The organism is Streptomyces sp. NEAU-174 (assembly GCF_052665095.1).
The window spans coordinates 297,554-314,304 of the sequence record NZ_JBQTCE010000015.1 but is presented as its reverse complement, the minus strand read 5'-3'; the positions used below and the strand labels follow the sequence as shown (position 1 = coordinate 314,304).

Below are 16,751 nucleotides of genomic sequence, written 5' to 3'. Positions count from 1 at the left end.
CGATGGTGCGGGGGGTGGGGGTGGCGGGGTACCAGCTGGTCCAGTCGATGGTGGTGCCGTGGGTGTGGAGTTGGGCGAGGGTGTGGGTGAGGGCGTGGGTGTCGGGTTGTTTGTGGGTGAGGGTGGACGCGATCAGTGGCGTGGGTCGGTTGGTTTCGGTGGTGTGGTGGTGGAGGGTGTGGTGGGTGGCGGTGGCGAGGATGGGGTCGGGGCCGAGTTCGAGGTAGACGGCGGTGTGGGGTGTGGTGTGGGTGATGGCGGGGTGGAAGTGGACGGGTTGGCGGATGTGTTGGGTCCAGTAGTCGGGGGTGGTGATGTGTTCGTCGGCTGGTTGTCCGGTGAGGTTGCTGATGAGGGGGATGGTGGGCGGGTGGTAGGTCAGTCCGCTGATGGCTTCCTTGAATGGCGCCAGGATTGGGTCCATCAGGGGGGAGTGGAAGGCGTGGCTGACGGTCAGTGTCCTGGTTTTGCGGCCCTTGGCCGCCCAGGTTGTGCTGATCTCGGCGATGAGGTCTACGGGTCCGGAGATGACGGTGTTGCCGGGGGTGTTGAGGGCGGCGATGCTGACCTGGCCGTTGTGTGTGGTGAGGTCGTGGGTGAGTTCGTCGGGGGTGGCGGCGATGGTGGCCATGCCTCCGCCCTCGGGAAGCCCTCCCATGAGAGTGGCGCGGGCCGCGACGAGGTGGCAGGCGTCGGGGAGGTCGAAGACCCCGGCGATATGGGCGGCAGCGATCTCCCCGATCGAATGCCCGATGACGGCGTCGGGTCGTACGCCGACGGAGTCGAGGAGTCGTGCCAGGGCGATATGCAGTGCGAACAGCCCGGCCTGGGCGTAGGTGGTGTGATCCAGCAGCCCGGTACGCTCCGGATCGCTGTCGAAGACCACCTGCCGTAGCGGGTGTTCCAGATGCGGATCGAGCAGACCGCACACCTCGTCGAAGGCTTCGGCGAAGATGGGGAATCGGTCGTAGAGTTCGGCGCCCATGCCGGGGCGTTGGCTGCCCTGTCCGCTGAACAGGAAAACGGTCTGACCGGTGGGCTCGGCCTTCTCCCCGGGCTCCACCAGGCCCGGATGCGGCTCTCCGGCGGCCAGCGCCTCCATCCCGGCCACCAGCTCTTCGCGGTCCTGGCCGATGACCACGGCGCGGTGGTCGAAGAGCGTCCTGGAGCGCAGCAGGGACCAGCCCACCTCGGCAGCACTCACCTCGGGGTCGGCGTTCACCCGTTCGGCCAGCGCCCGCGCCTGGCCTCGTAACGCCTCCGTACCGCGCGCCGACACCACCCACGGCACCGGCCCGCCCATCGGCTCCGCCGAGTACGCCTCGACGGCTTCGGCCGCCTCGGGCGCCTGCTCCACGATGACATGCGCATTGGTCCCGCTGATGCCGAAGGACGAGACCCCCGCTCGGCGCGGATGCTCGCCCCGCGGCCACTCCCGTGCCTCGGCCAGCAGACGGACATCGCCCGCGTTCCAGTCGACATTCGGGGTCGGTTCGTCGATGTGCAGTGAGGCGGGCAGCACCCCGTGGCGCATCGCCATCACCATCTTGATGACCCCGGCCACTCCGGCGGCGGCCTGGGTGTGGCCGATGTTGGACTTGATGGACCCCAGCCACAGCGGACGCCCCTCGGGCCGCTCCTGCCCGTACGTGGCCAGCAGCGCCTGCGCCTCGATCGGATCGCCGAGCGTGGTTCCGGTGCCGTGTCCCTCCACCACATCGACCTCTGCCGGCGACAGCCGGGCGTTGGCGAGCGCCTGGCCGATCACTCGCTGCTGCGAGGGCCCGTTCGGCGCGGTCAGCCCGTTGCTGGTGCCGTCCTGGTTGACCGCGGAGCCACGGATCACGGCCAGCACCCGGTGGCCGTTGCGCCGCGCGTCCGACAGCCGTTCCAGCAGCAGCAGCCCGGCGCCTTCGCCCCAGCCGGTGCCGTCGGCCGCCGACGCGAACGGCTTGCACCGGCCGTCGGCCGCCAGACCGCGTTGCCGGGAGAACTCGATGAAGGTGGTCGGCGTGGCCATCACCGTCACGCCACCCGCCAGCGCCATCGTGCACTCGCCCTGTCGCAGCGCCTGGGCGGCCAGATGCATGGCCACCAGCGAGGACGAGCACGCCGTATCCACCGTCACCGCGGGGCCCTCGAGGCCGAACGCATACGCCACCCGGCCCGACATGACACTCGGCGTACCGCCCGCGAGCAGATACCCCTCGACCTCCCGCGCCGAGGAGTTGCCGGAGGCGCCGTAGCCCTGATAGGTGCCGCCCGCGAAGACGCCGGTGGCGCTCCCGGCGAGCGTGTCCCGGTCCAGGCCCGCGCTCTCGAAGGTCTCCCACGCGGTTTCCAGGAGCAGCCGCTGCTGCGGGTCCATGGCGAGCGCCTCACGCGGGCTGATGCCGAAGAACGCCGCGTCGAACCCGGCCGCGTCGTGGAGGAAACCGCCCTCGCGCGCATAGCTGGTGCCCAGACGCTCGGGGTCGGGATCGAAGAGCGTGTCCAGGTCCCAGCCGCGGTCGGCGGGCATCTCCCTGATGGCGTCCCGGCCCGCGACGACCAGTTCCCACAGCTCCTCCGGAGAGCGCACGCCGCCCGGGTAGCGGCAGGCCATGCCGACGATCGCGATCGGCTCGTCGTCGGCGGCCGCGGACGACGTGTGGGTGGTGACGGCGGCCTTCTCCCCCGTGAGTTCGGCGCTCAGATATGTGGCGAGCGCGTTCGGCGTCGGATGGTCGAAGACCAGCGCCGGAGCGAGAGCGAGGCCGGTCGTGGCGGCGAGCTGATTGCGCAGCTCGACCGCGGTGAGGGAGTCGAAGCCCAGCTCCTGGAAGGGCTGCCCCGGGGGGATCGCGTCCAGGCCGGAGTGGCCGAGGATCGTCGCGGCCAGGGTCTGGATATGGCGGACCAGGAGCTGATGGCGCTGCGCGGCGGGCGCCGCGCTGAGCTGTTGCCGCAGCGGATTGTCGTCGGCCGCGATGGCCGTGGACGTGGCGGGCTCCGCGCTCGACGGCATCAGCCGGGTGAGGAACGGGCTCGGGCGCTGCGCGGTGAACGTACGGCCGAACCTCTCCCAGTCGACATCCGCGATCGTGACGGCGGTGTCGTCGTGTGTCAGCGCGTGTTGCAGCGACGCGATGGCGAGGCCGGTCGGGAGCGGGGAGAGCCCCCGCCGCTCGAGGTGGGAGAGCGTGTGCTGGTCGGCGGCCATGCCCGCCTCGCCCCACGGCCCCCAGGCGAGGCTGGTGGCGGGCAGACCCCGGGCGCGGCGGTGCTCGGCGAGCGCGTCCAGGTAGGTGTTCGCGGCGGCGTAGGCGGCCTGTTGCCCACTGCCCCACGTCGCGGCGTTCGACGAGAAGAGTACGAAGGCCGTGAGATCGAGGTCCTGGGTGAGGTCGTGCAGATGCGCGGCGGCCAGCGCCTTGGACCGCAGAACGGGCTGCAACCGCCCGGGGTCCAGCTCGCCGATCTGCCCCAGTTCCATCGTGCCGGCGGTGTGGATGACCGTGGTGAGGGGGTGTTCGGCGGGGACGGCGTCGATGAGCCGCCGGAGCGCGGCGCGGTCGGAGACATCGCAGGCGGTGATGGTGACGTCTGTCCCCAGCGCGGTGAGCTCCTCGCTGAGCTCGGCCGCGCCGGGCGCGTCGGGCCCGGAACGGCTGACGAGGTGGAGACGGGGTGCGCCCCGGTCGGCCAGCCAGCGGGCGACCTGAGCGCCGAGACCTCCGGTGCCACCGGTGATGAGCGTGGTGCCCGACGGCTCCCAGGGAGCGGGGGCGGGGACGGTGTCGGCGGCGGGCACACGCGTGAGGCGGCGTGCGTACGTACCGGTGGTGCGAATGGCGACCTGGTCCTCGGCCTGCCCGGGGGCGAGCAGGGCCGCCAGCCGACCCGCGGTGTGGTGGGTCATGGTGACGGGCAGATCGATGAGACCGCCCCAGCGCTGCGGATGCTCCAGCGCGGCCACGCGGCCGAAACCCCAGATCGGCGACTGCTCGGGGTGGGGGAGGAGGTCGCTGCGGCTGGTGGCGACGGCGCCCTGCGTGACACACCACAGGGGCGCGCTGAATCCCGCGTCGATTCCTGCGTCATCGAGGGCCTGGAGGAGGGCGGTGGTGGCACTGAGCCCGGCGGACACCGCGGAGTGGCCGGCGAGCGGTTCCGTGTCGAGGGCGAGCAGGCTGATGACCCCGGCGGGCTGGGACTCCTCGGTCAGCTGGTCGAGACGTTCGCGGAACGTGGCGCGATCGACGTGATGAGCTTCGACCGCGTACGGGAGCGCCGTGGCGCCGTGCGCCCGCAGCGCCTGGAGGGTGACCTGGACTGTGGTGTGCTCCTCCTGCCCGGCAGGGACGACCACCAGCCAGGTGCCGGTCAGGGCCGGGGCGGCCGGGTCGGGGAGCTGCTGCCACGTGGCCCGGTAGCGCCAGGAGTCCACGGTGGAGCGTTCACGGTGCTGACGCCGCCAGGCGGACAGTACGGGGAGTGCGGGCAACAGGGCGTCGATGCCGGGGCTGTCCTTGTCCAGCTGGAGTGTGCTGGTGAGGGCGTCGACGTCGAGCTCCTCGATGGCATGCCAGAGCTGCGCCTCGGCCGGGTCCCCGGCAGCCCCCTCGAAGCTCGTACGGGCGGCGGGCGGGGCCAGCCAGAAGCGCTGGTGCTGGAAGGCATACGTCGGCAACCCGACGACCCGGGGGGCCGGGTCGGCCGGGAACCAACTGGTCCAGTCGACATTGACACCGACGGTGTGCAGCCGGGCGAGCGTGTGGGTGAGGGCCTGCGCGTCGGGCTGCTTACGGGTGAGGGTGGACGCGATCAGCGGCGTCGGTCGGTCGGTTTCGGTGGTGTGGTGGTGGAGGGTGTGGTGGGTGGCGGTGGCGAGGGTGGGGTCGGGGCCGAGTTCGAGGTAGACGGCGGTGTGGGGTGTGGTGTGGGTGATGGCGGGGTGGAAGTGGACGGGTTGGCGGATGTGTTGAGCCCAGTACTCAGGCGTCGCGATCTGCTCGTCGGCTGATTGCCCGGTGAGGTTGCTGATGAGGGGAATGGTGGGCGGGTGGTAGGTCAGCCCGCTGATGGCTTCCTTGAACGGCGCCAGGATCGGGTCCATCAAGGGGGAGTGGAAGGCGTGGCTGACGGTCAGTGTCCTGGTCTTGCGGCGCTTGGCCGCCCAGGTGGCGCTGATGTCGGCGATGAGGTCGGCGGGTCCGGAGATGACGGTGTTGCCGGGGGTGTTGAGGGCGGCGATGCTGACCTGGCCGTTGTGCGCGGTGAGGTCGTGGGTGAGTTCGTCGGGGGTGGCGGCGATGGTGGCCATGCCTCCGCCCTCGGGAAGCCCTCCCATGAGGGTGGCGCGGGCGGCGACGAGGTGGCAGGCGTCGGGGAGGTCGAAGACCCCGGCGATGTGGGCGGCGGCGATTTCTCCGATCGAGTGTCCGATGACGGCGTCGGGTCGTACGCCGACGGAGTCGAGGAGTCGTGCCAGGGCGATGTGCAGTGCGAACAGTCCGGCCTGGGCGTACGTCGTGTGGTCCAGTAGCGCCGCCTGTTCGGGGTCGCGGCTGAAGACCAGTTCCCGTAGCGGGTGTTCCAGATGCGGGTCGAGCAGACCGCACACCTCGTCGAAGGCTTCGGCGAAGACGGGGAAGCGGTCGTAGAGTTCGGCGCCCATGCCGGGGCGTTGGCTGCCCTGTCCGCTGAACAGGAACACGGTCTGACCGGTGGACTCGGCCGTCTCCCCGGGGTGTACGAGACCCGGGTGCGGTTCTCCGGTGGCCAGTGCCTCCAGCCCGGCCACCAGCTCTTCGCGGTCCTGCCCGATGACCACGGCGCGGTGGTCGAAGAGCGTCCTGGATCGCAGCAGGGACCAGCCCACCTCCGAGGCGCTTACCTCGGGCTCGCCGATGATGTGCCCGGTCAGCGCCCGCGCCTGGCCTCGTAGCGCCACGGCGCTCTGTGCGGAGATCACCCAGGGCACCACACCAGCGGCGTCCGATACGGGAGCGGGCTCCATCGGCTCGGGGGCCTGCTCCAGGATGAGATGGGCGTTCGTACCGGAGATGCCGAAGGAGGAGATCCCCGCCCGGCGGGGCCGCTCGCCGTGCGGCCATGGGATGGATTCGGTGAGCAGGCGCAGGTCGCCCGCGCTCCAGTCGACATTCGGGGTCGGTTCGTCGATGTGCAGTGAGGCGGGCAGCACGCCGTGGCGCATCGCCATCACCATCTTGATGACCCCGGCCACTCCGGCGGCGGCCTGGGTGTGGCCGATGTTGGACTTGATGGAGCCGAGCCACAGCGGCTGGCTCTCCGGCCGTTCCTGGCCGTACGTGGCCAGCAGTGCCTGCGCCTCGATCGGATCGCCGAGGGTGGTCCCGGTGCCATGTGCCTCGACGGCGTCCACGTCGGACGGTGACAGCCGGGCGTTGGCGAGCGCCTGCCGGATCACCCGCTGCTGCGAGGGCCCGTTCGGCGCGGTCAGGCCGTTGCTGGTGCCGTCCTGGTTGACGGCGGAGCCACGGACGACGGCCAGCACCCGGTGGCCGTTGCGCCGCGCGTCCGACAGCCGTTCCAGCAGGACGAGACCAACGCCCTCGCCCCACACCATGCCGTCCGCCGCGGCCGCGAACGGTTTGCACCGTGCGTCGGGCGCCAGACCGCGCTGGCGGGAGAACTCGATGAACGCGCCCGGGGTGGCCATCACCGTCACCCCGCCGGCCAGGGCCATCGTGCATTCGCCCTGCCGTAGGGCCTGGGATGCCAGATGCATGGCCACGAGCGAGGACGAACAGGCGGTGTCCACCGTGACCGCTGGCCCTTCGAGGCCGAAGGAGTAGGCCACCCGGCCGGACACCACACTGCCGATATTGCCCGTGGCGACATAGCCTTCGACGTCGCTCGCCGTATCGCCGGTGAGGGAGATGTAGTCCTGGGACGTCACCCCCGCGAACACGCCCGTGTCGCTGCCCGCGAGTGTGTCCCGGTCCAGGCCCGCGCTCTCGAAGGTCTCCCACGCGGTTTCCAGGAGCAGTCGCTGCTGCGGGTCCATGGCGACCGCCTCGCGCGGGCTGATGCCGAAGAACGCGGGATCGAACTCGGCCGCCTGGTAGAGGAATCCGCCCTCGCGGACATAGCTCGTACCCGAGCGGTCGGGATCGGGGTCGTAGAGCGCGTCCAGATCCCAGTTGCGGTCGGTGGGCATCTCCGCGATGGCGTCGCGATGGGCCATGACCAGGTCCCACAGCTCCTTCGGGGAGTGTGCGTCGCCGGGGTAGCGGCAGGCCATGCCGACGATCGCGATCGGCTCGTCCTGGGCGGCTGCGGTGGTCGGGGTGTGAGCGGTGACGGCCATCTGCTGACCAGTGAGTTCGGCGCGCAGATACGTGGCGAGGGCGTTGGGCGTGGGGTGGTCGAAGACGAGCGCGGGCGCGAGGTCGATTCCGGTGGCGGTGGCGAGCTGGTTGCGCAGCTCCACGGCCGTCAGGGAGTCGAACCCGAGCTCCTGGAACGGCTGGCCGGGCGGGACGGCGTCCGGTCCGGAATGCCCCAGGACCGAGGCCGCGAGGGACTGGATCCGCTCGAGGAGGAGCTGGTGCTGCTGCTCGGGTGTGGCGGCAGCGAGCCGCTGCTGGAGCGAGGTGCCGACGGACGTGTCCGTGGACGTACCCGTGGTTCGCCCGGTGGGGTCCTCGGCGGCCGTGACCAGCTCGTCGAGAAGGGGGCTGGGGCGCTGCGCGGTGAACGCCGTCGGGAACCTCTCCCAGTCGATGTCCGCCACGGTGACCGTGGTGTCACGGTGGTCCAGGGCGTGCTGGAGCGATGCCACGGCCAGTTCGGGGCTCAGCGGGGACAGCCCGCGCCGTCCGTAGAACGCGAGCGCGGTCTCGTCGGCGGCCATGCCCGCGTCGCCCCAGGGGCCCCAGGCGAGGCTGGTGGCGGGGAGTCCCCGGGCGCGGCGGTGTTCGGCGAGCGCGTCGAGATAGGTGTTCGCGGCGGCGTAGGCTCCTTGCCGACTGCCGCCCCACGCGGCAGCGCCGGACGAGAAGAGCACGAAGGCGCTGAGGTCGAGCCCCTGCGTCAGCTCATGCAGATGGGCGGCGGCCAGGGCCTTGGGCCCGAGCACATGCTGTAGTCGCTCCGGCCCCAGATCGGCGATGAGCTCGGTGTCCGACGTTCCGGCGGCGTGGATGACGGTGGTGAGGGGGTGTTCGGCGGGGATCGTGTCGAGGAGGCGCTGGAGAGCGGCCCGGTCGGAGGCGTCGCAGGCGGTGATGGTGACGGTCGTGCCCAGGTCGGTGAGTTCTTGGGCGAGTTGGGTGGCGCCGGGTGCGTCGGGGCCGGAGCGGCTGATGAGGTGGAGATGGGGCGCGCCGTGGCGGGCGAGCCAGCGGGCGACATGGGCGCCCAGACCGCCGGTGCCGCCGGTGATGAGAGTGGTGCCCGTGGGCTGCCAGGTCCTGGGGGCAGTGGTGGGCGTACCGGCCCTACGGAGGCGCCGGGCGTAGCTGCCGGTGGCACGGATGGCGGTCTGGTCCTCCGGCCCACCGGGGGCGAGCAGGGCGGCCAGGCGGTCCGCGGTGTGGTGGTCGATGACGGTCGGGAGGTCGATCAGGCCACCCCAGCGGCGAGGGTGCTCCAGGGCCGCGGCGCGGCCAAGTCCCCAGGTCTGCGCCTGCCGCGGGCTGGGGAGCGGATCGCCGGGACCGGCGGCGACGGCGCCTTGAGTGAGGCACCACAGGGGCGCCGGGATCTCGGCGTCGCCGAGGGCCTGGACGAGCACGGTGGTCGCGGCCAGCCCGGAGGGCACGGCGGCGTACAGGGGGTGCGGCTCGTCGTCGAGGGCGAGCAGGCTCAGCACTCCGACGGGTTCGCCCTCCGTGGCCAGACGCGTGAGGTGGTCCGCCAGGGCGTCGCGATCAACGGTACGGGCATCGAGCACATGGCGGAGCGGAGTGGCGCCGTGGCTGGTCAGGGTCTGTGCGGCGGTTGCCACGGCAGGGTGGTCGGCCTGGCCCGCGGGGATGATCAGCAGCCAGGTGCCGGTGAGGTCCGGACGCGTGGAAGGAGTGGGAAGGCGCTTCCAAGTGGTCCGATATCGACATGAATTGATGACCGACCGCTCCCGGTGCTGTCGCCGCCAGGCGGACAGCGTCGGGAGAACAGCGCCCAGCATGGGCTGCTGATCCGCCGGTGAGTCGATGGTCGCCGCCAGAGCTTCCAGATCCTCGCGCTCCACCGCCTCCCAGAACTCCCTGTCGACCAGAGCCGCTGTCTCGATGGGCTCCGGTCCGGAGGGGGTGGCGGACGACAGCCAGTAGTGCTGGTGGTGGAAGGCGTAGGTGGGGAGGCCGATGGTGCGGGGGGTGGGGGTGGCGGGGTACCAGCTGGTCCAGTCGATGGTGGTGCCGTGGGTGTGGAGTTGGGCGAGGGTGTGGGTGAGGGCGTGGGTGTCGGGTTGTTTGTGGGTGAGGGTGGACGCGATCAGTGGCGTGGGTCGGTTGGTTTCGGTGGTGTGGTGGTGGAGGGTGTGGTGGGTGGCGGTGGCGAGGATGGGGTCGGGGCCGAGTTCGAGGTAGACGGCGGTGTGGGGTGTGGTGTGGGTGATGGCGGGGTGGAAGTGGACGGGTTGGCGGATGTGTTGGGTCCAGTAGTCGGGGGTGGTGATGTGTTCGTCGGCTGGTTGTCCGGTGAGGTTGCTGATGAGGGGGATGGTGGGCGGGTGGTAGGTCAGTCCGCTGATGGCTTCCTTGAATGGCGCCAGGATTGGGTCCATCAGGGGGGAGTGGAAGGCGTGGCTGACGGTCAGTGTCCTGGTTTTGCGGCCCTTGGCCGCCCAGGTTGTGCTGATCTCGGCGATGAGGTCTACGGGTCCGGAGATGACGGTGTTGCCGGGGGTGTTGAGGGCGGCGATGCTGACCTGGCCGTTGTGTGTGGTGAGGTCGTGGGTGAGTTCGTCGGGGGTGGCGGCGATGGTGGCCATGCCTCCGCCCTCGGGAAGCCCTCCCATGAGAGTGGCGCGGGCCGCGACGAGGTGGCAGGCGTCGGGGAGGTCGAAGACCCCGGCGATATGGGCGGCAGCGATCTCCCCGATCGAATGCCCGATGACGGCGTCGGGTCGTACGCCGACGGAGTCGAGGAGTCGTGCCAGGGCGATATGCAGTGCGAACAGCCCGGCCTGGGCGTAGGTGGTGTGATCCAGCAGCCCGGTACGCTCCGGATCGCTGTCGAAGACCACCTGCCGTAGCGGGTGTTCCAGATGCGGATCGAGCAGACCGCACACCTCGTCGAAGGCTTCGGCGAAGATGGGGAATCGGTCGTAGAGTTCGGCGCCCATGCCGGGGCGTTGGCTGCCCTGTCCGCTGAACAGGAAAACGGTCTGACCGGTGGGCTCGGCCTTCTCCCCGGGCTCCACCAGGCCCGGATGCGGCTCTCCGGCGGCCAGCGCCTCCATCCCGGCCACCAGCTCTTCGCGGTCCTGGCCGATGACCACGGCGCGGTGGTCGAAGAGCGTCCTGGAGCGCAGCAGGGACCAGCCCACCTCGGCAGCACTCACCTCGGGGTCGGCGTTCACCCGTTCGGCCAGCGCCCGCGCCTGGCCTCGTAACGCCTCCGTACCGCGCGCCGACACCACCCACGGCACCGGCCCGCCCATCGGCTCCGCCGAGTACGCCTCGACGGCTTCGGCCGCCTCGGGCGCCTGCTCCACGATGACATGCGCATTGGTCCCGCTGATGCCGAAGGACGAGACCCCCGCTCGGCGCGGATGCTCGCCCCGCGGCCACTCCCGTGCCTCGGCCAGCAGACGGACATCGCCCGCGTTCCAGTCGACATTCGGGGTCGGTTCGTCGATGTGCAGTGAGGCGGGCAGCACCCCGTGGCGCATCGCCATCACCATCTTGATGACCCCGGCCACTCCGGCGGCGGCCTGGGTGTGGCCGATGTTGGACTTGATGGACCCCAGCCACAGCGGACGCCCCTCGGGCCGCTCCTGCCCGTACGTGGCCAGCAGCGCCTGCGCCTCGATCGGATCGCCGAGCGTGGTTCCGGTGCCGTGTCCCTCCACCACATCGACCTCTGCCGGCGACAGCCGGGCGTTGGCGAGCGCCTGGCCGATCACTCGCTGCTGCGAGGGCCCGTTCGGCGCGGTCAGCCCGTTGCTGGTGCCGTCCTGGTTGACCGCGGAGCCACGGATCACGGCCAGCACCCGGTGGCCGTTGCGCCGCGCGTCCGACAGCCGTTCCAGCAGCAGCAGCCCGGCGCCTTCGCCCCAGCCGGTGCCGTCGGCCGCCGACGCGAACGGCTTGCACCGGCCGTCGGCCGCCAGACCGCGTTGCCGGGAGAACTCGATGAAGGTGGTCGGCGTGGCCATCACCGTCACGCCACCCGCCAGCGCCATCGTGCACTCGCCCTGTCGCAGCGCCTGGGCGGCCAGATGCATGGCCACCAGCGAGGACGAGCACGCCGTATCCACCGTCACCGCGGGGCCCTCGAGGCCGAACGCATACGCCACCCGGCCCGACATGACACTCGGCGTACCGCCCGCGAGCAGATACCCCTCGACCTCCCGCGCCGAGGAGTTGCCGGAGGCGCCGTAGCCCTGATAGGTGCCGCCCGCGAAGACGCCGGTGGCGCTCCCGGCGAGCGTGTCCCGGTCCAGGCCCGCGCTCTCGAAGGTCTCCCACGCGGTTTCCAGGAGCAGCCGCTGCTGCGGGTCCATGGCGAGCGCCTCACGCGGGCTGATGCCGAAGAACGCCGCGTCGAACCCGGCCGCGTCGTGGAGGAAACCGCCCTCGCGCGCATAGCTGGTGCCCAGACGCTCGGGGTCGGGATCGAAGAGCGTGTCCAGGTCCCAGCCGCGGTCGGCGGGCATCTCCCTGATGGCGTCCCGGCCCGCGACGACCAGTTCCCACAGCTCCTCCGGAGAGCGCACGCCGCCCGGGTAGCGGCAGGCCATGCCGACGATCGCGATCGGCTCGTCGTCGGCGGCCGCGGACGACGTGTGGGTGGTGACGGCGGCCTTCTCCCCCGTGAGTTCGGCGCTCAGATATGTGGCGAGCGCGTTCGGCGTCGGATGGTCGAAGACCAGCGCCGGAGCGAGAGCGAGGCCGGTCGTGGCGGCGAGCTGATTGCGCAGCTCGACCGCGGTGAGGGAGTCGAAGCCCAGCTCCTGGAAGGGCTGCCCCGGGGGGATCGCGTCCAGGCCGGAGTGGCCGAGGATCGTCGCGGCCAGGGTCTGGATATGGCGGACCAGGAGCTGATGGCGCTGCGCGGCGGGCGCCGCGCTGAGCTGTTGCCGCAGCGGATTGTCGTCGGCCGCGATGGCCGTGGACGTGGCGGGCTCCGCGCTCGACGGCATCAGCCGGGTGAGGAACGGGCTCGGGCGCTGCGCGGTGAACGTACGGCCGAACCTCTCCCAGTCGACATCCGCGATCGTGACGGCGGTGTCGTCGTGTGTCAGCGCGTGTTGCAGCGACGCGATGGCGAGGCCGGTCGGGAGCGGGGAGAGCCCCCGCCGCTCGAGGTGGGAGAGCGTGTGCTGGTCGGCGGCCATGCCCGCCTCGCCCCACGGCCCCCAGGCGAGGCTGGTGGCGGGCAGACCCCGGGCGCGGCGGTGCTCGGCGAGCGCGTCCAGGTAGGTGTTCGCGGCGGCGTAGGCGGCCTGTTGCCCACTGCCCCACGTCGCGGCGTTCGACGAGAAGAGTACGAAGGCCGTGAGATCGAGGTCCTGGGTGAGGTCGTGCAGATGCGCGGCGGCCAGCGCCTTGGACCGCAGAACGGGCTGCAACCGCCCGGGGTCCAGCTCGCCGATCTGCCCCAGTTCCATCGTGCCGGCGGTGTGGATGACCGTGGTGAGGGGGTGTTCGGCGGGGACGGCGTCGATGAGCCGCCGGAGCGCGGCGCGGTCGGAGACATCGCAGGCGGTGATGGTGACGTCTGTCCCCAGCGCGGTGAGCTCCTCGCTGAGCTCGGCCGCGCCGGGCGCGTCGGGCCCGGAACGGCTGACGAGGTGGAGACGGGGTGCGCCCCGGTCGGCCAGCCAGCGGGCGACCTGAGCGCCGAGACCTCCGGTGCCACCGGTGATGAGCGTGGTGCCCGACGGCTCCCAGGGAGCGGGGGCGGGGACGGTGTCGGCGGCGGGCACACGCGTGAGGCGGCGTGCGTACGTACCGGTGGTGCGAATGGCGACCTGGTCCTCGGCCTGCCCGGGGGCGAGCAGGGCCGCCAGCCGACCCGCGGTGTGGTGGGTCATGGTGACGGGCAGATCGATGAGACCGCCCCAGCGCTGCGGATGCTCCAGCGCGGCCACGCGGCCGAAACCCCAGATCGGCGACTGCTCGGGGTGGGGGAGGAGGTCGCTGCGGCTGGTGGCGACGGCGCCCTGCGTGACACACCACAGGGGCGCGCTGAATCCCGCGTCGATTCCTGCGTCATCGAGGGCCTGGAGGAGGGCGGTGGTGGCACTGAGCCCGGCGGACACCGCGGAGTGGCCGGCGAGCGGTTCCGTGTCGAGGGCGAGCAGGCTGATGACCCCGGCGGGCTGGGACTCCTCGGTCAGCTGGTCGAGACGTTCGCGGAACGTGGCGCGATCGACGTGATGAGCTTCGACCGCGTACGGGAGCGCCGTGGCGCCGTGCGCCCGCAGCGCCTGGAGGGTGACCTGGACTGTGGTGTGCTCCTCCTGCCCGGCAGGGACGACCACCAGCCAGGTGCCGGTCAGGGCCGGGGCGGCCGGGTCGGGGAGCTGCTGCCACGTGGCCCGGTAGCGCCAGGAGTCCACGGTGGAGCGTTCACGGTGCTGACGCCGCCAGGCGGACAGTACGGGGAGTGCGGGCAACAGGGCGTCGATGCCGGGGCTGTCCTTGTCCAGCTGGAGTGTGCTGGTGAGGGCGTCGACGTCGAGCTCCTCGATGGCATGCCAGAGCTGCGCCTCGGCCGGGTCCCCGGCAGCCCCCTCGAAGCTCGTACGGGCGGCGGGCGGGGCCAGCCAGAAGCGCTGGTGCTGGAAGGCATACGTCGGCAACCCGACGACCCGGGGGGCCGGGTCGGCCGGGAACCAACTGGTCCAGTCGACATTGACACCGACGGTGTGCAGCCGGGCGAGCGTGTGGGTGAGGGCCTGCGCGTCGGGCTGCTTACGGGTGAGGGTGGACGCGATCAGCGGCGTCGGTCGGTCGGTTTCGGTGGTGTGGTGGTGGAGGGTGTGGTGGGTGGCGGTGGCGAGGGTGGGGTCGGGGCCGAGTTCGAGGTAGACGGCGGTGTGGGGTGTGGTGTGGGTGATGGCGGGGTGGAAGTGGACGGGTTGGCGGATGTGTTGAGCCCAGTACTCAGGCGTCGCGATCTGCTCGTCGGCTGATTGCCCGGTGAGGTTGCTGATGAGGGGAATGGTGGGCGGGTGGTAGGTCAGCCCGCTGATGGCTTCCTTGAACGGCGCCAGGATCGGGTCCATCAAGGGGGAGTGGAAGGCGTGGCTGACGGTCAGTGTCCTGGTCTTGCGGCGCTTGGCCGCCCAGGTGGCGCTGATGTCGGCGATGAGGTCGGCGGGTCCGGAGATGACGGTGTTGCCGGGGGTGTTGAGGGCGGCGATGCTGACCTGGCCGTTGTGCGCGGTGAGGTCGTGGGTGAGTTCGTCGGGGGTGGCGGCGATGGTGGCCATGCCTCCGCCGGTGGGGAGTCCTCCCATGAGGGTGGCGCGGGCGGCGACGAGGTGGCAGGCGTCGGGGAGGTCGAAGACTCCGGCGATATGGGCGGCGGCGATCTCCCCGATCGAGTGCCCGATGACGGCGTCGGGTCGTACGCCGACGGATTCGAGGAGCCGCGCCAGGGCGATGTGCAGTGCGAACAGCCCGGCCTGGGCGTAGGTGGTGTGGTCCAGTAGCGCCGCCTGTTCGGGGTCGCGGCTGAAGACCAGTTCCCGTAGCGGGTGTTCCAGATGCGGATCGAGCAGACCGCACACCTCGTCGAAGGCTTCGGCGAAGACGGGGAAGCGGTCGTAGAGTTCGGCACCCATACCGGGGCGCTGGCTCCCCTGTCCGCTGAACAGGAACACCGTCTGCCCGACCACCTCGGCGGCCCCGCCGGGGTGCACCAGGCCCGGATGCGGCTCTCCGGCGGCCAGTGCCTCCAGCCCGGCCACCAGCTCTTCGCGGTCCTGGCCGATGACCACGGCGCGGTGGTCGAAGAGCGTCCTGGAGCGCAGCAGGGACCAGCCCACCTCAGCGGCACTCACCCCCGGGTCGGCGTTCACCCGTGCCACCAGCGCCCGCGCCTGGCCCCGTAACGCCTCCGTACCGCGCGCCGACACCACCCACGGCACCGGCCCACCCACCGGCTTCGGCGACTCCACCGGCTCCGCCTCGGCGACCCCCTCCGGGGCCTGCTCCAGGATCAGATGGGCGTTCGTCCCGGAGATGCCGAACGACGAGACCCCCGCCCGCCGCGGATGCTCGCCACGCGGCCACTCCCGCGCCTCGGTCAGCAGATGGACATCGCCCGCGCTCCAGTCCACATGGGGCGTCGGTTCGTCGATGTGCAGTGAGGCCGGCAGTACCTCGTGGCGCATCGCCATCACCATCTTGATGACCCCGGCCGCACCCGCGGCCATCTGCGCATGCCCGATGTTGGACTTGATGGACCCCAGCCACAGCGGACGTCCCTCGGGCCGCTCCTGCCCGTACGTGGCCAGCAGCGCCTGGGCCTCGATCGGATCGCCCAGCGACGTACCCGTACCGTGTGCCTCCACCGCGTCCACCTCGGACGCCGAAAGCCGGGCGTTGGCGAGCGCCTGCCGGATCACCCGCTGCTGCGAGGGCCCGTTCGGCGCGGTCAGCCCGTTGCTGGAGCCGTCCTGGTTGACCGCCGTGCCCCGGATCACGGCCAGGACCTCGTGGCCGTTGCGCCGCGCGTCCGACAGCCGTTCCAGCAGCAGGACGCCCACGCCCTCGGCCAGGGTCATGCCGTCGCTGTTGGCCGAGAACGCCTTGGACCTGCCGTCCGGCGCGAGCCCCCGCAGCTCGCTGAAGCCGATGAACGGTGCGGTCGAGGACATCACGGCCACGCCCCCGGCGAGCGCCATATCGCATTCGCCCTGCCGGATCGCCTGGCAGGCCAGATGCATGGCCACCAGGGAGGAGGAGCACGCGGTGTCCACCGTCACCGCGGCCCCTTCGAGACCGAGGGTGTACGCCACCCGGCCGGACACCACGCTGGCGGAATTGCCGATGGTGAAGTAGCCGGCCGAGCCCTCGGGCACCTGGGAGGCGTCGGAGCAGTAGTCGAGGTGATCGCAGCCGATGAAGGTGCCGGTCCGGCTGCCCCGCAGCGACTCCGGGTCGACCCCGGCGTGCTCGATGGCCTCCCAGGACGCCTCCAGGGCCAGCCGCTGCTGCGGCGCCATCCCAAGGGCCTCGCGGGGGCTGATGCCGAAGAACGTGGCGTCGAATCCCGCGGGGTCGTCGATGAAGCCGCCCTCGCGCGTATAACTCGTCCCCGGATGGTCCGGGTCGGGGTGGAAGAGGTTCTCCAGATCCCAGTTGCGGTCGGTGGGGAGTTCCGAAATGGCGTCCCGCTCCGTCGCGACCAGTTCCCACAGTTCTTCGGGGGACCGTACGCCGCCGGGGAAGCGGCAGGACATTCCCACGATGGCGACCGGCTCATGCCCCGCGGACTCGACATCCTTCAGACGGCGCTGCGTCTGCCGGAGATCCGCCGTCACCCGCTTCAGATAGTCGAGCAGCTTCTCTTCATTGCTCGCCATGGTCGGCCACCCC

The 16,751-nt window shown here is 71.3% G+C and carries 1 protein-coding gene; it reads right to left on the bottom strand.

Translation table 11 applies throughout. From position 1 onward, the window contains the following. Positions 1 to 16,738, bottom strand: a 16,738-nt coding sequence (locus ACT2CW_RS36795; RefSeq protein ID WP_445519693.1) for a type I polyketide synthase, incomplete at its 3' end; no start/stop codon positions are given. Positions 16,739 to 16,751 lie beyond the last annotated feature (13 nt).